The organism is Cloacibacillus sp. (genome assembly GCF_020860125.1).
Lineage (GTDB): Bacteria > Synergistota > Synergistia > Synergistales > Synergistaceae > Cloacibacillus.
Genome location: NZ_JAJBUX010000104.1, coordinates 1 through 23469 on the forward strand (window position 1 = coordinate 1; position 23469 = coordinate 23469).

19 protein-coding genes are annotated in these 23469 nt (G+C 57.0%); 10 read left to right on the forward strand and 9 right to left on the reverse strand.

The window, feature by feature from the left end; genetic code table 11:
* Positions 1-340: 340 nt before the first annotated feature.
* The 4 genes from LIO98_RS13120 to LIO98_RS13135 all read right to left on the reverse strand — a co-directional run bounded on the left by LIO98_RS13120 (position 341) and on the right by LIO98_RS13135 (position 7469).
* Positions 341-3031, reverse strand: coding sequence for a calcium-translocating P-type ATPase, PMCA-type (locus LIO98_RS13120; protein ID WP_291958024.1), 2691 nt, complete (start codon positions 3029-3031; stop codon positions 341-343).
* 322 nt (positions 3032-3353) lie between these two features.
* Positions 3354-4430, reverse strand: a complete 1077-nt coding sequence (locus LIO98_RS13125; RefSeq protein WP_291958027.1) for a hypothetical protein — start codon at positions 4428-4430, stop codon at positions 3354-3356.
* Positions 4431-4568: 138 nt separating this feature from the next.
* On the reverse strand, positions 4569-5582 hold the full coding sequence (locus tag LIO98_RS13130) for a Nif3-like dinuclear metal center hexameric protein (RefSeq protein WP_291958029.1): 1014 nt from the start codon (positions 5580-5582) through the stop codon (positions 4569-4571).
* A gap of 420 nt (positions 5583-6002) precedes the next feature.
* Positions 6003-7469, reverse strand: a complete 1467-nt coding sequence (locus LIO98_RS13135) for a GntR family transcriptional regulator (protein ID WP_291958031.1) — start codon at positions 7467-7469, stop codon at positions 6003-6005.
* A gap of 331 nt (positions 7470-7800) precedes the next feature.
* Between LIO98_RS13135 and LIO98_RS13140 the strand changes: the two genes are divergently transcribed.
* From LIO98_RS13140 to LIO98_RS13170, 7 genes are all read left to right on the forward strand, one after another.
* Positions 7801-9624 carry an EAL domain-containing protein gene (locus LIO98_RS13140; protein ID WP_291958033.1) on the forward strand — a complete coding sequence of 608 codons (1824 nt, stop codon included), beginning with the start codon at positions 7801-7803 and terminating at the stop codon, positions 9622-9624.
* Positions 9625-9885: 261 nt separating this feature from the next.
* Positions 9886-11169, forward strand: coding sequence for a hemolysin family protein (locus tag LIO98_RS13145; protein ID WP_291958036.1), 1284 nt, complete (start codon positions 9886-9888; stop codon positions 11167-11169).
* 542 nt (positions 11170-11711) lie between these two features.
* Positions 11712-12782, forward strand: coding sequence for an FAD:protein FMN transferase (locus LIO98_RS13150; protein WP_291958039.1), 1071 nt, complete (start codon positions 11712-11714; stop codon positions 12780-12782).
* Entirely contained in the window at positions 12779-13168 is a 390-nt protein-coding gene (locus LIO98_RS13155) for a NusG domain II-containing protein (RefSeq protein WP_291958042.1), read from the forward strand. The genes LIO98_RS13150 and LIO98_RS13155 overlap by 4 nt, the downstream gene beginning before the upstream one ends.
* Complete coding sequence (locus LIO98_RS13160) at positions 13168-13683, forward strand: Gx transporter family protein (protein ID WP_291958045.1); 516 nt, start codon at positions 13168-13170, stop codon at positions 13681-13683. The genes LIO98_RS13155 and LIO98_RS13160 overlap by 1 nt, the downstream gene beginning before the upstream one ends.
* Positions 13664-14368 (forward strand): phenylalanine--tRNA ligase beta subunit-related protein, encoded by a 705-nt coding sequence (locus LIO98_RS13165; protein WP_291958047.1) that lies wholly within the window; start codon positions 13664-13666, stop codon positions 14366-14368. The genes LIO98_RS13160 and LIO98_RS13165 overlap by 20 nt, the downstream gene beginning before the upstream one ends.
* Positions 14369-14707 carry a DUF3795 domain-containing protein gene (locus LIO98_RS13170; protein ID WP_168950470.1) on the forward strand — a complete coding sequence of 113 codons (339 nt, stop codon included), beginning with the start codon at positions 14369-14371 and terminating at the stop codon, positions 14705-14707.
* 126 nt (positions 14708-14833) lie between these two features.
* Here the strand turns inward: LIO98_RS13170 and LIO98_RS13175 are convergent, their stop codons facing one another.
* The gene (locus tag LIO98_RS13175) at positions 14834-15529 is read right to left on the reverse strand and encodes a FadR/GntR family transcriptional regulator (RefSeq protein ID WP_291958054.1); all 696 of its coding nucleotides are present in this window, start codon (positions 15527-15529) and stop codon (positions 14834-14836) included.
* A gap of 179 nt (positions 15530-15708) precedes the next feature.
* Here LIO98_RS13175 and LIO98_RS13180 point away from each other — a divergent pair, with 179 nt between their 5' ends.
* Entirely contained in the window at positions 15709-16689 is a 981-nt protein-coding gene (locus LIO98_RS13180; RefSeq protein WP_291958057.1) for an ornithine cyclodeaminase family protein, read from the forward strand.
* A gap of 91 nt (positions 16690-16780) precedes the next feature.
* Here the strand turns inward: LIO98_RS13180 and LIO98_RS13185 are convergent, their stop codons facing one another.
* Positions 16781-17827 carry an alpha/beta hydrolase gene (locus LIO98_RS13185; protein ID WP_291958059.1) on the reverse strand — a complete coding sequence of 349 codons (1047 nt, stop codon included), beginning with the start codon at positions 17825-17827 and terminating at the stop codon, positions 16781-16783.
* A gap of 70 nt (positions 17828-17897) precedes the next feature.
* Positions 17898-18131 (reverse strand): hypothetical protein, encoded by a 234-nt coding sequence (locus LIO98_RS13190; RefSeq protein WP_291958062.1) that lies wholly within the window; start codon positions 18129-18131, stop codon positions 17898-17900.
* Between the two features lie 129 nt (positions 18132-18260).
* Here LIO98_RS13190 and LIO98_RS13195 point away from each other — a divergent pair, with 129 nt between their 5' ends.
* Positions 18261-19154, forward strand: coding sequence for a LysR family transcriptional regulator (locus LIO98_RS13195; RefSeq protein ID WP_291958072.1), 894 nt, complete (start codon positions 18261-18263; stop codon positions 19152-19154).
* Between the two features lie 38 nt (positions 19155-19192).
* Positions 19193-20761 (forward strand): L-serine ammonia-lyase, iron-sulfur-dependent, subunit alpha, encoded by a 1569-nt coding sequence (locus LIO98_RS13200; protein ID WP_291958075.1) that lies wholly within the window; start codon positions 19193-19195, stop codon positions 20759-20761.
* A gap of 110 nt (positions 20762-20871) precedes the next feature.
* On the opposite strand, the gene LIO98_RS13205 is transcribed toward LIO98_RS13200, so the two are convergent.
* Both LIO98_RS13205 and LIO98_RS13210 read right to left on the reverse strand, forming a co-directional pair.
* Positions 20872-22095: a PLP-dependent aminotransferase family protein gene (locus LIO98_RS13205; RefSeq protein ID WP_291958065.1), complete on the reverse strand. Its 1224-nt coding sequence runs from the start codon at positions 22093-22095 to the stop codon at positions 20872-20874.
* Positions 22096-22336: 241 nt separating this feature from the next.
* On the reverse strand, positions 22337-23275 hold the full coding sequence (locus tag LIO98_RS13210; protein ID WP_291958068.1) for a hydroxymethylglutaryl-CoA lyase: 939 nt from the start codon (positions 23273-23275) through the stop codon (positions 22337-22339).
* Positions 23276-23469 lie beyond the last annotated feature (194 nt).

A 23469-nucleotide genomic window follows, 5' to 3' on the forward strand; every position in this document is an offset into this window, starting at 1 on the left:
TCCCCTGGGCCTTCGGCCTCGCGGCCACCGCGGGAATCGCCGGCGTCAGCCCCATCGAGCTCGCGCGGCGGAACTTCATCCCCGTGCTCTGCGGGCTATTCGTCTCGACCGTTTTGGCCATCTGCCTTATGTGACCTTAAATAGAGCGCCTGCTGACGGGAGGCCCTTCCTTTCATGGAGGGGCCTCTCTTTTTATAGCTTTTTCCCGCAGATATTTCTCATATATCATGAGGACGACAGCCTTCCGTACCTGCGGCGGATGCGGCGCGGGCCGCGGCGTTGATGAGAAAAGGCGGCTCGCGTCACGCGCGGAGGGGGAGGCTCTGCCCCGCCCCTTTATTTACGCTTTACTCCCAAGGCCGCGCCTTATCAGCTTCACTGATTCAGAGAGCAGGATCACGGAGAGGCCGAGGGCGACGATCTTCAGCCAGACGGCAAGGGGCAGCGGCGTGGTCTTGAAGAGGCCGTCCGCGTACTGCGTGATCAGCACCTGCAGGGCGAAGGTCAACGCGAATACGCCGAGCATCAGCCTGTTGGCGCCGAAGCCGCGCAGTACGCTCGCGCTGCCCAGCGCGCAGCTGTTGAAGGCGTTGAAGAGCTGGAATACGACGAAGAGCGTGAAGAGGATCGAAGGCTGCTGCTCTTTCGTGCCGCCGAGGAAGTTCAGCCAGTGCTGTACCATGAATACCGCCGTGATGTACAGGCCGTTCGTGACGATGTTCCAGAGCATCTCCCTCGACACGATGCTGGCGTCTCTCCTGACGGGCGGCTGATTCATGAGGTCGCCGCGCACCGGCTCAAGGCCGAGGGTGAGGGCGGGCGGCCCATCCATGATTATATTTATCCACAGTATCTGGATCGCGGTGAAGGGCGCTTCGAAACCTGCCGCGACCGACAGGAGGATGACGAGCACCGACGACAGGTTGACGGTGAGCTGGAACTGGATGAAACGCTGGAAGTTGCGGTATATGCCGCGTCCCCACTGCACAGCCTTGACGATGGTGGAGAAGGAGTCGTCCTGCAGCACGATGTCGCTCGCCTCCTTCGAGACCTCCGTCCCCGAGATGCCCATCGCGATGCCGACGTCGGCGCTTTTGATCGCGGGAGCGTCGTTGATGCCGTCGCCGGTGACGGCGACGACGCTGCCAAGGGCCTTCAGCGTCTTGACTACCCGCATCTTTATAGACGGCGTACTGCGCGCGATGACCCGTATCGCGGGCAGCCGCTCCGCCAGCTCGCCGTCGGAGAGGGACTCAAGCTCCCGCGCCTCCACCGCGTAATGGCCGTCGCCGAGCAGTCCGAGTTCGCCGGCGATCGCGGCGGCGGTGGTGATATTGTCTCCCGTAAGGACCTTGACTTCGATACCGGCGCCGCGGCAGTGTTCGACCGCCTCAAAGACGTCGGCGCGCAGAGGGTCGGCGATCGCTGCGAAGCCGTCGAAGGTCATGCCGCTCTCTATCATCTCCCTTTCCTTATCATAATCTTCGGAATCCGGGATTTCGCGGTGGGCGAAGGCGATCACGCGGCGCGCCCGCTCCTGGAACTCCGTGATGCGCGCCTCGGCCTCCCTCCGCTCGCCGTCTGACAGGGAACACATTGAGAGTATCTTTTCCGGCCCGCCCTTGGTATAGGCCGTTATGAGCCTATCTTTCACAGCGACGGTGGTCATGTTCTTAGTCTCCGAGGAGAAGGGGAAGGCATGAAGAACGGTGCTTCTCCCGCGGATGGCGCGGTAGTCGCACCCCGCGCCGTGCGCCGCGACGAGCAGCGCGCATTCCGTGGGGTTGCCGATGAAGGCCGCTCTCTTCCCCTCAAAATGAACCTCGGCGGTGCTGTTGAGACAAAAATTATCGAGCAGCGGGCCGACGCCGAGCGGCTGTGGTTTGCTCTGCGTTTCTCCGGCGATGATATCCGTCACCGTCATGCGGTTTTCCGTCAGCGTCCCGGTCTTATCGGAGCAGATGACGTTTATTGCGCCGATCGTCTCACAGGCCGCCATCTTCTTGACGAGGGCGTTGTGCTTTGACATCTTGATAATGTTTATCGCGAGCGAGACCGCGACGATAGTCGGCAGTCCCTCGGGGACGGCGGCGACGATCAGCACGATGCTCGTGATAAAGGCCTCGGAGATCGTCTCCAGCGAGGCGGTGCCCCTGGAGATAAAGGAAGTGAGCTGGAGCAGAAAGACCGCCGCCGCGGCTCCGGACGCGAGCAGCGCGATCCTCCCGCCCATCTTCGCCAGCTTTTCCTGCAGCGGCGTAAAGGTTGACTCCGAGTCCGACAGTTCGCCCGCGATCTTGCCAAATTCCGTCGCGTCCCCGATGGCGGTGACGACGGCCAGGCCGCTGCCTCCCGTCGCGAAACAGCCGGAATAGAGCATGTTGGCGCGCTCGGCAAGCGGCGTTCCGGCGTCGGCGAAGATGGCCGCCGCCTCTTTATGCACCGGCATGCTCTCCCCCGTGAGCGCCGATTCGTCGGCCATTAGAGAGGAACTTTCTATCAGTCTCGCGTCGGCGGGGAACCTGTTTCCGGTCTCCACGCTGAGGATGTCGCCGACGGCTACCTCCCGCTGCGGGATGAGCTCCGCGCCGCCCTCCCTTATCACGCGCACCTTGGTGTCGTCGGCGATTCGGTTCAGCGCCTCAAAGGCCTTGGCGCTGCGTCCCTCCATCGCCACCGTGATTATTATGGAGAGCGATATCGCCGCGAAGATCCCCGCGCACTCGATAAAATCCGTCTCGCCGCCGCTCACGCCGCGCGCGATATTTACGCCCAGCGTGATCAGCGCCGCCGCGGTCAGCATGAGTATCATCGGCTCGCGGGCGGCCTCCGCAAGCCGCCGCAGCACTGAAGCAGGCTTTTTTTTCGTAAAGCTGTTTTCTCCGTAACGTCGGCGGCTCTCCGCCGCCTCTTCCCCGGTCAGTCCCCGGCGCGGATCGACGCCGAGCCTGCTCAGTGTTTCGGCGGCGCTCTCCCGGAAGGGCTCCCTCTCTGTCGGACTCTTTTCTGGCTGCTGCATTTCGAGTTCCACATCCTTTCGTCTTATACAACGAAAAGACCCAGGTATCGGCTCTGCGCGAGCCTTACCTGAGCCATAATAAAAGACTCAATGTAAAGCTTTCAGAGCAATACATGAGTCTCGTTATTTAAGACAAGCCAGACTTTTAGATCTCAGCCAGGATGTTGACTTGCCACGCGCTCCTGCGCGCCACTACTCCCCCACGGGTACTTTTCAATTGTAGCGTATAAGCTATCATCGCTCCCATCTTTTGTCAATAGAGACAACTACGGCCCGCGGCGCGGCGGAGCCGGTTTCGTCTCCGCCGCGCTGTGATTTGACGTGGTTCTAAGGACTACCTAAGATAGAGGAATCCGAGGAAGGTCGCGAATACCCCCGCCGTCGCGAGGCGGATGGCCGCGCCGATAGTGGCGGCGACGATGCAGTCGCGGTGCGAAAGGTCCGTCGAGGCGGTCCAGATGACGGGGACCTGTCCGAAGATGACCTGCAGCGGGAAACCAGAGGAGGCCAGAACGAAGGAGCCGACGATCATCTGCGGCGTGAAGTTCATCGCTATATCCTTGATCTGGGCCATCGCGAGCGAACCTCCCGCGAGCAGTGAAACTACGCCGCTCTCCGGTTCGATATTCATCCAGGTGAGCATCGCCGCGAGCGCGCCCTCGAAGGGGGCCCAGAGGCCGAAGAAGTCAAGCGCGCCGATGCCCGCGAAGACTATCGCGCAGGCAGGGATAATGAGGGTGAAGAGCAGCTCCGCGCCCTCCTTCGCCGCGCCGAAAATTGTCGGCAGGAAGCCGATGTCCGGCGTGAAGACCGGTATCTCATGCAGGGATACGGCCCTGCAGTCGCGCCAGATAGTCAAACGCAGGAGGAAAGGCACGAGGAGTATGGGTAGGAAGTAGCTTAGTACGAGGATGAGAAATACGCGGACGTTGACGGCGGTCATCGCGATAATGCCGAAGATGAGGATCAAGAAGGAGCAGGGGGCCTGCATCATCATGGCGATGCCGATCTTTTGTTCGTCCTTAGTCGCGCCCGCCTTCTTGAATATAGGGCTTGAAATGCGCCCTGCGGCGTTGACGTCGCCGAGGATATTATAGATGACGGGAATGGCGACGCAGGCGTTGACGCCGACATACTTCATGAGGGGGACGAATATCCTCATCAGCGCGTCCGTGAAGCCGAGGCGTTCAAGGATACGTCCCATTGTAACGCTGATGATGATCGCGCAGCCGATGCTGCCAGTCACATATACGGGGACGACGACCTTGAAAGCGCGGTTGAACATCGCGTTAAAGAGCCCGCCGACGGCTCCGGCGTTGAGGAACAGCATCGCCATTGAGAAAATAACAAGTACCAGGCCTACCGCCTCTATCCGTGAAACCTTTCGCTGCTTTTCATTGTTTGCTGCCATCTTGTCCGCATCTCCCTTTTAAGTAAGATAGATAATAGATAACCGATATCTGGTGCGGGTGGAGAAAACCAACGGGTCTTTTAAAAAAGTATCTTTAATAATTATTCTTAGTTAATGATTTATTAGAGTAAAGTAAAATCATGCCTTCGGACGCGGCAAATAATCGCGTGCCATGCGTGAACCGTAATCGCGGAGCTCCTCTGTGCCCACCATCTCTATGGGGATGCTTACCATTCGCTCACGGAAGATGAGTACTTCGAGTTCGGGGAGCTGGTATTTTAGGGCAAAGGCGAGCGGCACGCCGTTTTCGAATATCTCCATCGCGTGCGAACTGCCGGCGACAAAATTCATGCCGAGCTTGCGGGCCTTTTCGATGAGTTCGCTGTCGGGCAGCGGGCGGCTGATGTTTGCCACCACGGTGTCCGCGGGGTACTCCGCGTAGGCCTTTTCAAGATCATCGGGGCCGAAGCCGGTGTGAGGGAAGATCGTTATCGTACGTCCGAGCGGAGAGTCTGGGCTGCCGGCGAATATCTTCGCGCGCGCGGAGACCGTCGTCTCGCAGAGGTGCCCGCAGCAGCGGTGTTTTTTCTCCTCGGCGAGCATATTCTCCTCGATAGCCGTGCCCATTATCTTTTCGATGCGCTCGATCATCGCTCCAAGCGTCGGCACCTCAGCCATCGCCTCGCCGTACCAGACGATCTTGCCGGGGATGCCGCCGAAGGCGATATTGGCCTGTTTCGCCATGCTGCCGTGCAGCCAGGCGATGCCGGGGTGTAGCCCGTGAAAGGCCTCGTGCAGCTCAAAGGCCACAAGGTTGTAGAGATCGAGATAATTTTTCAGCGTGACTCCGCCGGAGTTCGAGCCCTCCGCGATCGGATGATGGACGACAAGAGCGTCCACCCCAGTGGCGCCCGCGAGTTCGATGGCGTTCTCCGTCATCGTCATCATCACCGCGAGGCGGCGGACCACCCTTTCAGGGTCTCCCCAGATGAGGCCTGGCAGCTCCATCACTGATTTTCCGGGAATATGTGAGGTTTTGATCGTTACGAAATGGTTGCCGCCGGTGATATCCGCGTAGCTTTTGACCACGCGTCCGCCAGTTATGATATCGAGAGCCTTCAGGATATCCTTTACCAGAACCGGATGTGACATGGACAGGTACACTTCCCTTCGCTATTAAGTTGATGCCGGCATAAATAAAAAGACAGGAAATTTTTGATGAATCAACACTCATCATTTATGATGAATATATTATCGTCTTATTAATGTTAATTGTCAAGAATAAAGTGGAAAATTGTTCCTTGGATTTTGCGCACGCACAGCGGAGGGAATTCACCCCATGTCAAAGGCCTCGAAACTTTTGACGAACGCTGAGCGGCCCGTAGCAGACATTTACAGGCGGGAAACCGCGGAATTCCTCTTAGTATCTCTAAGGTAATTTATGCGCAGGTGGTGAAAGCGATAAAATAATGCCGTCCGGCAGCGCGGGCGCTGATTTTCATGCGTTTGTCCCGGCTTCAGCCCGAGGTTATGCCTCTATGTATCAATACTTGCGGGAATGATATGAGGACCCTATTTCAGAAAGATCGTGCCGTCGTAAACCTTTAAGGTCGCTTCGAGGTATCCCATATCTTTACAGTATTCGAGTACTTCGCCGGTTGCCATCTGGAAGACCTCGGCCGACAGTCTCGCAAAGTATTTATTTTCCCCCGACGCGAGGGCGTTGGCGGCGTCATATGCCTTTTGGTAAATGGCGCGCACGGCTTCCTCTCTTCCATTACGCAGCAGGCCTGGAACGACGCGGTCAAATGGCGTGCATTTTTTCAAAGCCAGATATATTTCCCGCAGTGTCCGGTAGGGGATATGGGAGACGATCATTTCCAGCAGCTCTTTCGCGGCGCAGAATGATGTTAGCTCTCCTCCGCGCAGACCTTCGCCGATGGCGCCGCGCAGTGCGGCGGCCTCCTCGGCGGTGGCCGCGCCGGCAGAGAGTGCGGCGGCGTCCTCGATGGTCAGTGATACCGACTCCAGCGCGTCGATAAAAGATCTGAAGCTCCGGCAGATGATCTTAATATCCAGTTTGCGCCAGGCCAGTAGAATTTCCGCCGCGGAGATGGCGACGACGGATTTCCGCCTCTCGGAGCGTATGACCTTTAATTCGCGCAGATACCTGACGGCGCGGGAGGTCGAGTCGTGCGAGACGCCGTATTCTTTGCAGAGCTCCGCATGGCTGGGAAGTATATCGCCCTGTTTATATTCGCCGGATACTATCCGGCCGATGATGTCCATGTAAATGGAGGATATCTTTGCGTCATCTTTTCGTATACTTGCGGAAATCGAGTGCGGCCATCCGAGTGAGGCGGGAGTCGATGCGCATCTCATTGGCGGCAGCCCTTCGCTGTAAAGGAATATTCTCTGTATGTCCAATTCCTCCTGCGTATCGAAAGAGCCCCGGCGCATCTTCGTTAAAATGTCAAACAGATATTCGCGGTAGAATCGTCCAAATTCAATGTCGTACGGCAGAGGTACCAGCTCTAGGTATCCTATGCTGTCGATACAGCGCAGGACCATGGCGTTGCCGATCTTGGAGACGAAAAAACGCCAAAAGTGTCTCAGCAGTCCCGGCAGCTCGCATGCCGGAGTCATTTCATTTATACATCTGAGGCGTGTTTCGAGTTCGTCAAAATCCTCTTGGGTGCAGAGAGATAAGCCATATCTCAGCAGCGGATAGTAAAAAACGCGCGCGGAGAGGGAAATGTCGCGGATGACTTCGCGGTCGGGCCGCTCCGCCGCGGTCCCGCTCTTCTCGGCTTCGCGGCGCTGGAAGATCACCCTTGGCCGTTTGCCTCTTGAGGTCTCGACGAACCCCTCTTTTTCCAGTATATCCACAACCCGCCGCGCCGTCTTTTCGGAGATACGGTACATTTTGCATAATTCCGCGCAGGAGGGGATAGGCGATCCGACGGGATAGAGGCCGCATTCTATTTTTTCTTTGATAGTCCGGTATATAGTCTGAGATAATATGACGGCTCCGCGCAAAAAAATCCCCTCCAATATTTTATTATACAGTGTTCTCGCTGTAAACGAAAATAGCTGTGTTGCTTTGTATCTGGACGAGTGCTAGAATAACAAACATTATAGAAATGGTACGATGTCTTTTTCGTCATAGTTGCCGGAGATGAAAAGTAGCGGCGTGTAGATAAAAAGGGATACGTTAAAACACAGAAAATCGTCTCTATGAAAGTATTAGGCCGATTGAGAGATATGACGTCATCTTTTCCATGCTGGAAATCTCGGCTTTTGCCCTTTGCGGGTATATCTGAGCTGAATTGTCGTACATATAATATTGGGGAAAGTCGAGGCTTCCTGGATGAAAAGAAGAAAACGTGACTTTCAGCTGTATACCGGAATGTGGCTGGTCGCAATCTTTGTCTTATTGGCTCTGATGTGGCAGAACGCCGGCGACGCGCGTGTGATCAACTACAGCGGCATCGTGCGCGGAGCGACGCAGAAACTCATAAAAGAAGAGCTTAACGGCCATTCCGACGACAAACTGGTAGAGACTCTGGATGGTATCATCGATAACCTTCAGACCGGCAAAGGGCCCTACCGGCTTATGAAAAATTCCAACGAGAAATACCAGCGGCTGCTTGCCGAACTGAAGCTGCTCTGGGGAGATATGAAAAAAGAGATATACGACCTCAATTCCGGCGGCGGCTCCGAGAAAAGGCTGTACGAACTAAGCCAGCGGCATTTTGAGATTGCCGACCGCATGGTGTCGGCGGCGGAGGAGAGCTCAGATAATAAACTAAGGTATTTTCTTGTCTTTTATATTTTCAGCCTGCTTCTGTCAATAGCTGTCTTTTTCATCATCAACCGGCGAAATCAGAAGGCTTTAGACGAGAGCATTTATACGGACAGCCTGACAGGTCTGCTGAGCCGAACAGGCTTTGAGGTGGCTGCGGGGAAACTTCTGAGCCATAATTTAGAAGATAAATATACGATCGTAGAATTCGATATAAAAAATTTCAAGTCAATCAACGATTCTTACGGATATGATAAGGGCGATGAATTGCTGCACAGCGTCGCCGCGGCGATATCGGCGCGGAAGAGCGGCCGGATATGCGCGCGAATCGACGCCGATGAGTTCGTCATCCTCTTCGAGCAGGGAGATATAGACGTCGACGGACTTAAAATGATATTGAGAGATGTGGTAAGGCGGCATACCTTCCTTGAATTGTTCGGCGCCATATTCAACTACGGAGCCTACAGTATAGAGAGGAACAACGAACTTATCAACACCATCATGGATAAGGCTAATACGGCGCACAAGATCGCCAAATCCATCGAGGGAGAGGCCATCGTCTGGTACGACGAACGGCTGCTGAAGAAGATACATATGGAAAACGAATATAAAAAGCGGATGCAGTATGCGCTCGAAGAGGAAGAGTTCAAGATGTATCTGCAGCCGAAGGTCGACCTGGCGACGATGGAGGTGGTGGGCGCCGAGGCGCTGGTACGGTGGGATATTCCCGAAGTGGGGATAATACCGCCGGATTCTTATATTCCCCTCTTTGAAAGAAACGGCTCGATAGCCGACCTTGACTTCTACATGCTGAAAAAGGCCTGCGTTTATCTGCGCGGCCAGATGGACCGGGGAAATGAATCCTTCTCTATTTCGGTCAATTTCTCACGCGTAACCCTTTGCCAGCAGACATTCCACAGTACGCTGCTGGAAATTATCAACCAATTCGGCGTGCCTAGCGGCCGTATGGAGATCGAGGTCACCGAGAGCGCCTTCAACGAGCTGCCATATCCGGTGTTGCTGATGCTGGAACATCTTGAAGACGAGGGATTCCGCATTTCAATGGATGATTTCGGGGCAGGCTATTCAAACCTCAATATGATCGGCAAGCTTCCCATTCAGATAATCAAGCTGGACAGGGAGTTTTTAAAAGAGATGGATGAACATGAAAATATGCGCGGGATAGTCACCTGCGCCGTAGACCTTGCGCACACGATGGGATTGGAGATCATCTGCGAAGGCGTCGAGCGGGAGGAGCATGTAAGTTTCCTGCAGGAGATCGGCTGCGACTATGCGCAGGGATTCTATTTTTCAAAGCCAGTACCCAGCGAGGTTTTTACCGAAAAATACCAGACGGGCGAGGCTAGGGTATATCTCGGCAACGGCTGATTCCGGCCTTCACACAAACGCAAAAAGACAAAATATTCAATGGACCTCCGGTATGGAGCGGCCGATGGTTTCGATGCGCGGAGTGAGCGCGGCGCGGGGAATTTTCACAGCGGGCTGTGCGGAGGGTCGGCCATGCCACTGATTTTTCGATACGTTTGCGCTAAATTGTTGGCGGAATTAGTGCCAACTTAAGTATAATGTGATATGCTAAACCATATCGCCCTGCATGGTGGCGCTGTAATATCAGGAGGATGATATTTGTTGAGTTCTGACATAGCAGGCAGTATTATCCTGCTCGTCGTACTGATGGGTTTCTCAATATATTTTTCTATGACCGAAACCTCGATTACGGCAGCAGGCAAAGGAAAATTGTTGGCATTGGCCGACGACTACCCGCACCGCAAAAAGGGTTTTCTCTGGCTTGCAGACAACGTAGCAAAAGCAATCAACGTAACTCTCATCGGAAACAACCTCGTAAACATCGGAGCCTCTGCCGTGGCCACAACGGTGGCCATCTCGCTCTTTGGCATCGCCGGTCCCGCGGTCGCAGTTGTTATTATGACCGTGCTGATAGTGATTTTCTGCGAAATACTTCCTAAAAACGTCGCGATAGCCAAAAAGGAGGCAGTCCTTTTATTTTGCCTTCCCTTTCTGCGCGCCTTTAATTTTGTCCTGACGCCTGTACTGGCCTTTTTACAGGTCATTTTGAAGCTGCTGGGCAAGCTTATCGGCATGGATCTCGTCTCATACAGCGCGCTGATCTCGCGCGAAGAGATAGACCATATCGTGAGCGAGGGCAGCGCGGCTGGCGCTCTGGAAGAGGACGAACGCAAGATGATACACGGAGTCATCGCCTTTGAGGATACGAGAGTCTCCGAGGTGATGGCGCCCCGCACGGATATGTACGCGATCGACGAAAAGGACAGCGTCGAGGATGCGGTCAAGATATTCCTTGAAAGCGGACATTCGCGTATTCCCGTATATAAAGAGGATATCGACGACATTGTCGGCATTCTCTATGCTAAAGACCTGCTTGGCCCGCTCTCGCACGGAGACAAACAGATCTCAATAGAGAAGCTGATGCGCAAGCCGCTATATGTCCCAGAGACGATGAAGACGGACGAGACGCTTGATATCATGAAGAAGTCTCGCAAGCATCTCGCGATCGTCGTCGACGAGTACGGCGGCACGGCGGGTCTGGTCACGCTCGAGGATCTCATAGAAGAGATCGTCGGCGACATACAGGACGAATATGACAAGGAGACGCCGGAGATAATGAACGCCGGTGAGAACACCTATGTCGTGCAGGGACAGGTAAACCTTGAAGATCTCGCGGAGGCGCTCGGTTACCCCTTCGATACGATTTTTGAGGATGTGGACACGCTCGCTGGCATGATCCTTGAGATAACGGGCAACTTCCCCTCAAAGGGCCAGGTTATCGGCTACGGCCCCTGGGAGATAAAGGTGCTCGAGGTGCAGAACCATAGGATACTTGAGGCGAAGATGAAATTTATCGGCAACACCGACGACGGCGTCTCCAGGTAAGTCATAGACAGGCGAATAAAGAACGTAAGAAGAGCGGGGGGAGGCCTCCCGCTCTTTTATATTCGCTGAAAACGCGCCCGGCGTGTTTGTCAATTTTGTCTGCGGCTAAGGCTTTCGTACGCGCGGCTGGGTGTCTTTTGATTACCGTGTTATTTCCATATAGACTTTATAGACTTTTTTATTCGTATAAATTACCTCTTTTAATATCTCGTATTTCCACCACGCGCGGGCGCGGGGATGCTGTTATCATCTGTAACATAAAGACGGGGGGAACGTGTTTACCGGAATAATGCCCTCGAGGGCGGTCTTCGCGCCCGGCGCCGATGCCGGTAAGATACGGCGAAGAGGCGGGACCTTTCAGGTGTTTTCACAGCCCGTAACGGATGGAAGATGGAATGTCAACAAATCTTCTTCCCATACGTTCAATATAGATTCTCCAAAGCCGCGGGGCGGTTCCGTAAGAGGAACCGCCCCGCGGCCCTTTGTTGTAATATAATTTAATAACGTTTGCGCAGCAGATCATGAAGGAGAGGGGCTGAGCCATGAAAAAGAGCGGTATTATCGCGGCGGTGCTGCTGCTGGCAGTTGGAGCGTTCTGCGTATTCGCCGGCGGATGGCCCGTGGGGAAGCCTCACGATGTTACAGGGGAAAATTTCCGCCTCGGCACATATGTAAAGCTGCGGCTTCTTGGCGAAGATAAGAAATTACTCGAAATCGAGCTCGCCGCGGCGGACGGGGAGATCGTCCGCCTTGAGGGGCTGCTTTCGGCAAATATCGCCTCCTCGGATATTTCGCGTCTCAACGGCGCGGGCGGCGAATGGGTGAAGGTCGCTCCCGAGACGGCAGCGCTTGTAAAGCGGTCGCTTGCGATAGCGGCTCTGACGGACGGCGCCTTTGACCCTGCCGTCGGCCGCATAGTGCGCCTCTGGGGGATCGGCACTCCCGGCGCGCGCGTGCCGGAGGCGGCTGAGATAAGAGCGGCGCTTCGCGCCGGAGGTTATAAAGAGGTGGCGGTGAGGGAGAGCGGCGGGGAGTGTTATATCAAGACGCCCCCCGGTCTGTGGCTCGACCTCGGAGCGATCGCGAAGGGTTATGTCGCCGACATCCTGAAGGAGAGGCTTGCCGCCGACGGTGTGAAGCGGGCTGTGATAGACCTTGGGGGCAACCTGGACCTCGTCGGCGATTCACCGGAGGGACGCCCCTGGCGGCTGGGGCTTCAGCATCCGCATAAGCCGCGCGGCGAATACTTCGGCGTGGTGGAGGTCTCCGACCGCTCCGTCGTCACCTCCGGCCCCTACGAGCGTTTTTTTGAACAGGACGGGGTGCGCTACCATCATATATTTGACCCCGCGACGGGGTATCCCGCAAAATCCGACTTTGATTCCGTCTCAATAATCGACCGCGATTCGGCGCTGGCCGACGCGCTCTGCACGGCGCTCTTCGTCATGGGGCGCGCGAAGGCGGAAAAATTTCTTGAAAAAAACGGCGGTCTGGCGGCGGTTTTCGTGCTTGCCTCGGAGGATAAAGTGCTTGTCACCCCTGAGGCGCGGAAGATATTCCGGCTGACCGATAAAAATTTCACCGTAGATACGATTGGGAGAGAATCATCATGAGACGCGGCGACCGCTGGATGGCCGCCGTTACGATGGCGGGGGCCGCGATGCTGATCGCCGGCGCGCTCCTCCAGCAGCAGCGCCAGTATAATGAAAAAGCCCCGCTTGAGGCGGAGATCGTGCTTGACGGCAGGGTAATTGAGACGCTGCCGCTGACGGGGCCGCCGCGGGAGATCCGAGTTGATTCCGCGGGGACGGCGCGCGGCTTCAACATCATCCGCGCCGAGCGGGGACGTATCGCCGTCGTATCCGCCGACTGCCCTGACGGTGCCTGTGTGCGCCAGGGCTGGATAGGGCGCGCGGGCGCCGGGGCGGTCTGCCTGCCGCACCGCCTCGTGGTGAGGATCAAGGACGCGGACCGGCGGGTGGACGGAGTGAGCTGGTGATGGCGGTTGATACGCGCCGAATCGTGCTGACGGGGCTGTTCACGGCCTGCGCGCTTGTCGTGAACGTCGCGGAGGGGGTGCTGCCGATGCCGCTGCCCGGCATAAAGCTTGGCGCGGCGAACGTATTCGCGCTGACGGCGCTCATCCTGCTTGGAACGAAAGAGGCCTTTGCCGTAACGCTGCTGCGCGTGGCGCTTGCCTGGCTCGTTACGGGAAATGTATTTTCGTTCCTCTGCAGCCTGGGCGGCGCGCTTCCAGCCGTCGCGGTGATGGCGTTCATATACAAAAAATTCCGCGCGGATTTCTCCCTGCCGTGGATCAGCGTCGCGGGGGCCTGGGCCTTTAACGCGGGGCAGGTCGCCGTGGTATCATATATCGTAAAAGACGCGAGGGTGGCGCTCTATATGCTGCCGCTCTTCGCCGCCGGCACCGCCGCGGGATGGGCCGTGGGCTGGCTCGCGGCGGCCGTATGCAGGAGACTTGGAGGAGAAAAAAATGAAACTTTCCATCGATAAAAAAATCATCGAGGACTTTCCTGACGCGAAGATCGGCTGGCTTCGCGCGCGGATAACGAACGGATCAGGGTCGCCCCATGTGGCGGAGATGAAGGGGGGACTCGCGGCGAACCTCAACGATATCGGGATCTCCGCAGATACGCTGACGCTCCATCCAGACGTGCGCCGCTGGCGTGAGACATATTCGAAGATGGGAGTCAAACCTAGCAAATACCGCTGTTCGCTGGAGGCGCTGCTGCGCCGTATATTTAAGGGCGACATGTGGAGCGTATCTGACGTTGTCGACTGCTATGACTGCGTATCCGCGCTGAACCTGCTGCCTATGGGGGCGCATGACATGACGAAGCTGCGCGGCGATATGGTGCTGCGCTATGTCCGTGAGGGCGAAAAATTCTACCCTCTCGGCGCGGGCGACAGCGTCGTCGAATGCGCGCCGCCGCAGATAGTCTACGCCGACGGCGAAAAGGTCTGCTGCTGGCTCTGGAACTATCGTGACACGCGCGACGCCTGCGTTGACGATACCACGGAGGAGGCGCTCTTCCTTGTGGACTGTGCTTTTGAGACCGAATGGCGCACCGTTGGTGAGGGGATAGCCGCCTTGGCGAGAGAGCTTGAGGCCATCGGCTGTCTGGTGCGCGCGAGCGGCATCGTCAACGCCGCTTCGCCCTCGGCGGAGATCGAATAGATGGCGAACATTGGCTGCTGCGGCGTGGACTGCGACGCCTGCGAGGCGCGCCGGGCCACCGCCAGACGGGATAACGCGGCGCTTGCGAAGATCGCCGCCGCGCAGGAGAGTGCCGGACAGGGGTCCTTTATCCTGCCCTCGCGCCTGCGCTGTACAGGCTGCCTTGAGCCGGGCGAAAAGAGCGTCAGCTGCGCCGAGTGCGCCATACGCGAATGCGCCCTCGCGAGCCATATCCCCCACTGCGGCTTCTGCCCCGACTTCCCCTGCGAGCTGGGAAGCGCCGTCTGGGAGGCGGTGCCGGAATACAAGCACAATCTCGAAGTGCTGCGGAGCCGGTGAGAAGATATTTTTGACGGCGGCCCTCCGGTAGTTCCGGAGATAGCGGCTTCCGGTTTTTAGCACGGCATGGAAAAATAAAAATGGTGCCGCTGCGTTCAGAAGGCCGGAGCGGGCGGCAATTTTACGTCAGTTGGGATTCCCCATGTCGGTGTCCAGCGTATGGCGGAAGACGATCAGCGATTTTTCCACGGCCTCCACGAGCCCTTCGGTATTGCCGGTGCAGAATATATTAAGCAGCTTTTCGTGGTTTTCCATAACCGTGCTGTCGAGCACCTCGCTGCTCTTGCTGATGTAGGGCCGGCAGAGATCCATTATCAGTCTGCCCATCTTAATGATAAACTGGTTGCCGGTCGCCTCGAGCATGATGCTGTGAAAGGTACGGTCAGCCTCTCCCGCCTCCGACTTGTGCGAGAGCTGGAGTTCGCGGTATTCGTCTAGCGCGCGCCGCGCCGCAGCCTTTTTCTCCTCCGTCGCCTTCGCGGCGGCAAGCGACATATAGGCCTGCTCAAACATCAGGCGGAATTCATAGAGCTCTTCGGCGCTCGAACGCTGGAGCATCATATCGAGGAGCAGCGGACGCAGTATCTGCGGCCCGATGGATTCTTTCAAATAGGTGCCTTTGCCCTGAGCCGATTCAACTACCCCCAACACCTGGAGCATCTTGATCGCCTCGCGGATGCTCGATTTTCCTACGCCGTACCGTTCCGACATCTCCCGCTCCGAGGGGAGCAATTCTCCCGGTTTAAACTCTCCGTCTCTGATCGAGTTTTGTATGCTGTCTAAAACGAGTTGAGAGAGCGTGTTTTCCCTTCTTAGTTCCATCACCGATCACCTCTGGATAAAATATACTCAGTCAACTGCGCGCGACATTAATCAGTAGTGAGACTGCCTTTATTATAAATTATCCGTGCCAATGAAGGTAGCGCTTGACAAAAATTGTTGGTTGACGGAGTATAGTTATTAGCAGATATCTGATAAGTAGAATAGAGAGGTCGAATCACATGTTATATTTGAACGGCAAAGATATAAGAGAGATCTTCTCGATGAGGGAGGCCATTGAGTCGGACCGCGAGGCCTTTATGATCCAGGCGGAGGGGCTGGCGGAGGTTCCCGTGCGGACGAATTTTGACGTCGTCAAGGACGGCATAACCTCTTTTATGCCCGCGCTGATAAAAAAGTATCCGCGGGTGGGGATCAAGATTGTCTCGACATACACGGAAAATTATAAGAGGGGGATGCCCGCCGTTTCGGCGACTGTGCTGCTGGCCGATCCCGAGACGGGCGTCGTCAACGCGATGCTTGACGGTACCGAGCTGACGCGCATGCGCACCGGCGCCGTCTCCGGATTGGCCACGGAGCTTTTGTCTAATGAGGAGGCCGAGTGCGGCGCGCTCTTCGGAACCGGCGGACAGGCCGCCTCGCAGCTTGAGGCGGTGCTGACGGCAAGGCCGCTGAAGGAGGTGCGCGTCTTTGACATGACGGCCGATAGGGTCGCGGACTTTATCAGCCGCATGGAGGAGTGCGCATCGAAGTTCGGCACGCGGCTCATCGCCGCAGGAAGCCCGCTGGAGGCCGTCTCGGACGCCGATATTATCACCACGGTGACCACCAGTCCGCAGCCCGTCTTTGACGGACGCTGTGCGAAGCCGGGGGCGCACATAAACGCCGTCGGCACCTTCCTGCCGCATAAACGCGAGCTTGACGAGTATATTGTGAGGCGCGCCGATAAAATTTTCATCGATAACCGCGAGGCGGTGATGAGCGAGGCGGGAGAGTTCCTCATCCCGATGGCGGAGGGACGCTTCTCGGAGGAGATGATTGCGGGCGAGCTCGGCGATCTGCTGCTGGGACGCGTCGCGGGCCGTAGCGATAAAAAAGAGATCACGCTGATGAAGACGGTGGGCTTCGCGACGCTCGATATCGTCATCGCGCATAAGGTCTATGAGAAGGCGCTTAAAGCCGGGATAGGCACGGTACTCTAACGCCGCCGCTTGGGTACGAAATAAAAATTGTCCCGGTACCGCGTAATATCTGCGGCGCCGGGGCTTTCGTTCTTTGAAAAACAGCGGTCTCTTATTTCAGGGACTGCTTAAAGAAGGATTCAAGCTTATCGAAGGGGATCAGCTTCACGCGGTCGTAGAGGTCCACGTGTCCGGCCTTCGGGACGATGTAGAGCTCCTTCGGCTCCGCGGCGCGCCGGTAGGCGTCCTCGCTGAACTCCCGCGAGTGGGCCTCCGATCCCGTGATGAAGAGCATCGGGCGCGGCGAGATCGTTTCGATATCCTCGAAGGGATAGAAGTTCATGAACTTGACGTTGCTGGTGAAAGTCGGGTGCGTCGTGAGCTCCTTCGAGGAGCCGGCGGGGGTGAATTCGCCTCTCTCCGTGCGGTAGAAGTCATAGAACTCACGCTCGATGGGGTTGGACTTTTCGGTGATCTCATGCACCGTGCCGCTGGTATACTTCATCTCGCCGCCGGTGAATTCCAGCAGACGCTGCCGCGCCGCCTCTTCGAGGATTTTCTTTCTTTGTTCGACTGTCTGTGAATGGTTTAGGCCGCTGCGGTTCGCCGCTCCCATGTTATACATGCTGACGGTCGATACGGCTCTTATGCGCGGGTCGATTTTAGCGGCGCTGATGGCGAAGCTGCCGCTGCCGCAGATGCCGATGGCGCCGATCCTCTTTGCGTCGACGAAGGGCCTTGTGCTGAGGAAGTCCACCGCGGCGCTGAAATCATCGGCGTAGACGTCGGGCAGGACGGCGTTGCGCGGCTGTCCCGCGCTCTCGCCCCAGAAGGAGAGGTCTATCGCCAGCGTGACGAAACCGCGCTCCGCCATCTTCTGGGCGTAGAGGTTCGCGCTCTGTTCTTTGACCGCTCCCATCGGGTGGCCGACGACGATCGCGGAATACTTCGCGCCCCGGCTCATATTCTTGGGGGTGAAGAGGTTGCCCGCGACGTCCATCTTGTAGAGGTTCTTAAAGACGACCTTCTCCATCGTCACCCCGCCGCTCTTGTAGAAGTTGTCCGCGCCGTCCGACATATCCGCCGCGTGGGCCGTCCCGGCCATGGCCGTCATTGCGAGCGCCGCCGTAATTATCATTGCCAATCCGATCATTTTCATAACTTTTTCTCCTTTCAGATTTTGGCTTTCAGCCTTTATTGTTTTTTGTTTTATATTGCTTTTGGATTTTTTACCGTGCTTTGGCGGCCTTTGTCATTTTAAAGGCCAGAAAATCAAGACAGTCGATCTTCCTCTGGTTCTCGTGCAGACCGCGAAGCAGCGCGGTCCGGTGTTCCGCGAGGAGCGCCGCCTGTTCCGCGGTCTTTTCCTCTTCGCCCAGCCGTATAAATTTTTCGATCGCCTCCGAAGGGCAGCCCGCGTCTCTCAGATTCTCTCTGACGGCCTCTTTTTCTCTTTCTCTCACCCCCTCACCTCCTTGCCCCAAATTATATGGGTGGCCTGTGGATATATCAAATGCTTATAATAAATCTATTGCCATGCGTATAAAGCATAGTAAAATATATCCATTACGGGAAGAGGGGCAGGTGTGGTGATGGACCTTAGAGTACTGCAATATTTTCTCGCGATTGCCCGCGAGGGTAACATTACGAAAGCGGCGGAGTCTCTGCACATGACGCAGCCGACGCTCTCGCGCCAGATCAAGGAGCTCGAGACAAATCTTGGCAAGCAGCTGCTGATCCGCGGCAACCGCAGGGTCACGCTGACCGACGAGGGGATGCTGCTGAGGAAGAGGGCGGAGGAGATCGTCTCCCTGCTGGAGAAGACGGAGGGCGAGATAACCGCCTCGGACGAGGTGATAAGCGGAGATATCTTCATCGGCTGCGGCGAGACGGAGGGGATGCGCTTTATGGTCAGGACCGCGAAGCAGATGCGCGACGACTACCCCGACGTCAATTTTCACCTCTTCAGCGGCAACGAGGGGGATATCGCGGAGCGGCTGGATAAGGGGCTGCTTGATTTCGCCCTCTTCATCGGAATGGCCAATCTGGATAAATACGATCATTTTAAGCTGCCGAAAGACGATTTATGGGGCATGCTGATGCGGAAAGACGATCCGCTCGCTGCCCGCGAGAGCATCGCTCCCCGCGACCTTGAGGGAGTTCCAATCCTCTGCCCGAGACAGGTGCTGCTCAATAATGATATGTCGGGCTGGCTCGGCCACGATTTTCGGAAGCTGAACATCGTCGCCTCCTATAACCTTGTCTATAATGTCTCACTGATGGTGGAGGAGGGAATGGGCGCCGCCCTCTGTATCGACGGCCTTATCAACGTCTTTGGGCGCGGCGGGTTATGCTTTCGCCCGCTTGAACCTAGGGTTACGGCTGGGCTTGTCATCGCCTGGAAAAAATATCAGGTATTCTCACGCGCGGCGGAGACGTTCTTAACGCGCCTGCAAAGCGGATTTGCCATAGAAGAGGACCGATAGCAACGAAAAAATAAAAATCAATAGGAGTTGATATTTTGATGGACAGAATGCCGGCAAGTATCTTTAACGACGTCATCGGGCCCGTAATGCGCGGTCCTTCGAGTTCTCATGTCGCTGGCGCGGCGCGGATCGCCGCCGTTGTGCGGCAGTCCGTCGGCGGCGCGCCGATGCGCGCCGTCGTCGACTTTGATGTGAACGGCTCGCTCGCCGCCTCGCACGACGGGCACGGCACGGATATGGGCTTTGTCTGCGGCATGCTTGGCAAGGAGATAACAGAGCCGGATGTGGATCGTTACGCGCGGCTCGCGGAGGCTGCCGGGGTGGAGATCGAATTCAGGATTCTCGACTATGGCGCGGAACACCCCAACAACTACCGCATAGAGGTATGGGGCCGCGGCGGCGAACATCACCGGTGGGAGGGGATATCCGTCGGCGGCGGCATGATAGAGATGCGGCGTTATGACGGTTTTGATATCTCGCTTTGCGGCGACTTTTACGAGGTGCTGGTGAAGCTTCCCCACGGCGGCGCGGCGGCGATGAAGTCCTCGCGGGCCGTTGCGGGTTCCGCTCCGGATTTCGCGCAGGTTCTGGAAAGCGGCGGCGGGTCGCTGCTCTCTCTGAAATATTCAAAGGCCCTGGAGCCGGAGGTGCTGCGCGTCGCCGCCGCCGAACACGGAGCGCTGGATTTTGTTTTGATAGCGCCGATGCTGCCGACGCTTTCGCGCGCGGACTGCGCCGTACCATTCTCGACCGCAGGGGAGATGCTCGCCTATAACGAGGGCCGGGGGCTTGCGATGTGGGAGCTGGCGGCGGAGTACGAAGCCGCGCGCAGCGGCACCGCGAAAGAAGATGTGCTGGAAAAGATGCGCGGACTGGTCTCGATCATGGAGGGAGCCCTTAAAGAGGGGCTTGCCGGTACGGAGTACGCCGACCGGATACTCGGCCCCCAGGCCTATTTGATCGAAGCGGCGTGCAAAGAGGGCGCGCTGATTCCCTGCGACATCCTCAACAACGTCATAAAGTCGGTCACGGCGATCATGGAGACGAAAAGCGCGATGGGCGTCGTCGTCGCGGCGCCGACCGCCGGTTCCTGCGGCTGCCTGCCGGGGACGCTGCTCGGCGCGGGCTTCGCGCTGGGCAAGTCAAGAGAGGAGATCACGCGCGCGATGCTGGCGGCGGGACTCGTCGGCATCTTCATCGCGGAGGGCGCGACATTCGCCGCCGAGGTGGGGGGCTGTCAGGTGGAGTGTGGCGCGGGCTCCGGCATGGCGGCGGCGGGGCTCGTGCAGCTCATGGGAGGCAGCGCGGAGCGGTGCATCGACGCCGCCTCAATGGCGCTGCAGAATATTACCGGCCTCGCCTGTGACCCGGTGGCGAACCGCGTGGAGGTCCCATGTCTCGGCAAGAACGTCATGGGCGGCTCGAACGCCGTCGCCTCGGCGAACATGGCGCTCGCCGGCTATGATAAGGTGATACCGCTTGACGAAACTATCGCCGCGATGTATGACGTCGGTCTCAAACTGCCGCTGGAGCTGCGCTGTACCTTCGGCGGCCTCGGCAAAAGCCCCACGGTGCTGAGATTACTGGAAAAAATGAAAAACAGATAATACCCGGCGCGGTGTAGCACAAAACCACCGCCCGGCCTGAGCCGCGGCATAAAAACCCTGTCCGTTTGGACAGGGCTTTTCACTTAAATCTGCGTTTCAGGTACCTTGGTCTAGCGGTACTCCTTGAAGGCCTCCGCGAGCCTCTTTATGCCCTCTTCCGCCGTCTGCGGGTCTACCTTCGCGAAGGAGATGCGGAAGGCGTCGCGGCCGTTCTTTGCTTCGTCGACGGTGTAGAAGGCGCTTCCCGGGATGATGCCGACCTTCTTCTTTTCCACGGCAAAGCGCGCGAAGGCGGTCATGTCCCCGATCCCCTTCGCCTCTCCCCAGAGGAAGAAGCCGCCCTTCGGATAGTTCGTCTTTATTCCGAGCGGTTTGAGGTGCTTCTCTATCGCCTTCACCATACCGTCGCGGCGCACCCTGTAGGTGTCGCGCAGGAAGCCGACGCGCTCGCTGAAATCGACCGAACTCAGGTAATTGTAAAGGCCGAGCTGGAGTATCGCGGGGCGCGTAAGGCCGGCGCTGATGCGGAAGGCGTTGAGGTGCGGGATTATCGCGTCGGGCACCACCAGCCAGCCGCAGCGCATCCCGGGAGCGACGAGCTTGGAAAAGCTGTTGCTGTGCAGCACGCGGCGGTCGTCGCCGGCAAGGCTGAGGTATGTCGCGGGAGCCTCTTCGTCGTAGCTCAGATAGTGGTATGGGTCGTCCTCAAATATCGGGATGTCGTATTTGGCGGCGATGGCCAGTATCTCTTTGCGGCGCGCCAGCGGCGAGGTGCGTCCGCTCGGATTCTGAAAGTTCGGTATCGTATAAAGGAAGCGGACGCTGCGCGACCGCAGGAGCTTTTCAAACGCTTCGGGGATGATGCCGTCGTCGTCGGCGGGCACGCCGACGCAGTTAGCGCCCTGTTTGCGGAAGGTGAGCAGCGTTTCGGTGAAGGTAGGAGCCTCGACGAGTACGGTGCAGCCAGGGTCAATGAGCGTCTCCGCGACGAGCTCTATCGCCTCGCCCGCGCCGTTGGTCAGCAGGATATTCCTGCTCGTCACCCAGTCGGGGATCATGCCGTCGGCCCGCATACGCTCCGTTATCCACTCCCGTAGCTCCGTGAGGCCGAAATCCTCCTTCGCGTAGGCGAGCAGCGAGGGGTCTTCAAAAATCGTGTTGAAGGCCCTTTTCAGCTCTTCGACGGGATATATGTCCGCCGACGGTTCGCCGGCCGTGAGCGAAATGGCTTTATGCTCGATGCTGAGCTTTATCATGACGCCTATCTCCGACGGGTCAAGTCTCTCTTTCGCCATGGTGCTTAGTTGGTATTTAAATGAAAAGGGTTCCGCCATTTTAATTCCTCCCGAAGGTCAAATATCTTGATGTTATTTTATAATGATAACCCATTTGCCGCGCTTTTTGTAAACACGGCGGGAAATTTGTGAATGTGCGGCGGACGAAAGATGGCGGCGTTTCTCGGCTAATTCCCGTGATAAAGTAAAGGGCCGCGCCAGAAGGCGCGGCCCCCACAGAGGAGAGGTTCTGTAAATCCAAAATCAAGAAAGAGGGAGAGTCTTTCCCGGTGAATGTCGTTTACTGCTTTTTTGCCTCGGTGCGGCTTATGAGATCGGAGTTCTTGCCCGCGCGCAGCACCGAGCTGTCCGTGCAGTGGCCGACCCACTGCTGAAGCTGCCGGGCGAGCGCGATCATCCTGTCGAGGTCGATGCCGGTCTCGATACCCATCTCACCGAGCATGTGGAGCATATCTTCGGAGGCGACGTTGCCGGAGGCTCCGGGGGCGAAGGGGCAGCCTCCGAGTCCCGCGAGCGAGGCGTCATAACGGATGATGCCAGCGTTAAGACCCGCCACCATATTGGCGAGCGCCATGCCGCGCGTATTGTGGAAGTGGAGGAACCAGCGCACCTCGGGGAATTTTTCGCGCATGAAAGAGGCGGTGTCATACACCTGACGCGGGTTGGCCATGCCGGTGGTGTCGGACATCGAAAGCTCCGTTATGCCGAGCTCCATGAATTTTTCCGTTATCTCCACGAGCTTTGTGACGGGGATCTTTCCCTCGAAGGGACAGCCGAAGGCGGTCGATATCGCGCCTGAGACCGCCGCGCCGTTTTCGTGCGCGAAGGCCGTGCACTCTTTGAAGCCCTCGAGCAGCTCCGCGATAGATTTTTTCATGTTTGCCCGCGCGTGCGACTCGCTGGCGGAGAGGGTGAGCTTCACTTTTGTGATGCCGGAGGCGAGCGCGCGCTCCACGCCCTTTTTATTGGCCACGAGGCAGCGGTACTCGACACCCGGCAGACGGCGGATCTTCTTCGCCACTTCGTCGGTGTCGGCCATCTGAGGCACCGCCTTCGGGTGAACGAAGGAACCGACTTCGATGATCGGCACGCCAGCATCTGCCGCGCCCTCGATGAGCGCCACCTTCTGCTCTACGGAGAGCAGCGTTTTTTCGTTCTGAAGGCCGTCGCGCGGCCCGACTTCGCAGAATATCACCTTTTCCGGCCAATTCATTGACATTTTTAATAACACTCCCGTCCATATAAATAGAAATCTCTATAACTCTTACGTTAAATTCATCTGATGCTGCAACTTTACTCTTTAAATTATATTCTGTCAAGTAGTATTTAATTCCATATATTGGAAAATATTATTTCTCTTTGAAATTATAAAAATACTTGACAAAAGCCCTAAGAATAATTATTGTATAGCTG

Bases quoted from the DNA above. Each gene is read 5' to 3' on its own strand.
- LIO98_RS13170 (WP_168950470.1), top strand. From the start codon at position 14,369: ATGGCGAACATTGGCTGCTGCGGCGTGGACTGCGACGCCTGCGAGGCG.
- LIO98_RS13180 (WP_291958057.1), top strand. From the start codon at position 15,709: ATGTTATATTTGAACGGCAAAGATATAAGAGAGATCTTCTCGATGAGG.
- LIO98_RS13195 (WP_291958072.1), top strand. From the start codon at position 18,261: ATGGACCTTAGAGTACTGCAATATTTTCTCGCGATTGCCCGCGAGGGT.
- LIO98_RS13125 (WP_291958027.1), bottom strand. From the start codon at position 4,430: ATGGCAGCAAACAATGAAAAGCAGCGAAAGGTTTCACGGATAGAGGCG.
- LIO98_RS13160 (WP_291958045.1), top strand. From the start codon at position 13,168: ATGGCGGTTGATACGCGCCGAATCGTGCTGACGGGGCTGTTCACGGCC.
- LIO98_RS13130 (WP_291958029.1), bottom strand. From the start codon at position 5,582: ATGTCACATCCGGTTCTGGTAAAGGATATCCTGAAGGCTCTCGATATC.
- LIO98_RS13165 (WP_291958047.1), top strand. From the start codon at position 13,664: ATGAAACTTTCCATCGATAAAAAAATCATCGAGGACTTTCCTGACGCG.
- LIO98_RS13200 (WP_291958075.1), top strand. From the start codon at position 19,193: ATGGACAGAATGCCGGCAAGTATCTTTAACGACGTCATCGGGCCCGTA.
- LIO98_RS13140 (WP_291958033.1), top strand. From the start codon at position 7,801: ATGAAAAGAAGAAAACGTGACTTTCAGCTGTATACCGGAATGTGGCTG.
- LIO98_RS13155 (WP_291958042.1), top strand. From the start codon at position 12,779: ATGAGACGCGGCGACCGCTGGATGGCCGCCGTTACGATGGCGGGGGCC.
- LIO98_RS13210 (WP_291958068.1), bottom strand. From the start codon at position 23,275: ATGTCAATGAATTGGCCGGAAAAGGTGATATTCTGCGAAGTCGGGCCG.
- LIO98_RS13150 (WP_291958039.1), top strand. From the start codon at position 11,712: ATGAAAAAGAGCGGTATTATCGCGGCGGTGCTGCTGCTGGCAGTTGGA.
- LIO98_RS13185 (WP_291958059.1), bottom strand. From the start codon at position 17,827: ATGAAAATGATCGGATTGGCAATGATAATTACGGCGGCGCTCGCAATG.
- LIO98_RS13205 (WP_291958065.1), bottom strand. From the start codon at position 22,095: ATGGCGGAACCCTTTTCATTTAAATACCAACTAAGCACCATGGCGAAA.
- LIO98_RS13175 (WP_291958054.1), bottom strand. From the start codon at position 15,529: ATGGAACTAAGAAGGGAAAACACGCTCTCTCAACTCGTTTTAGACAGC.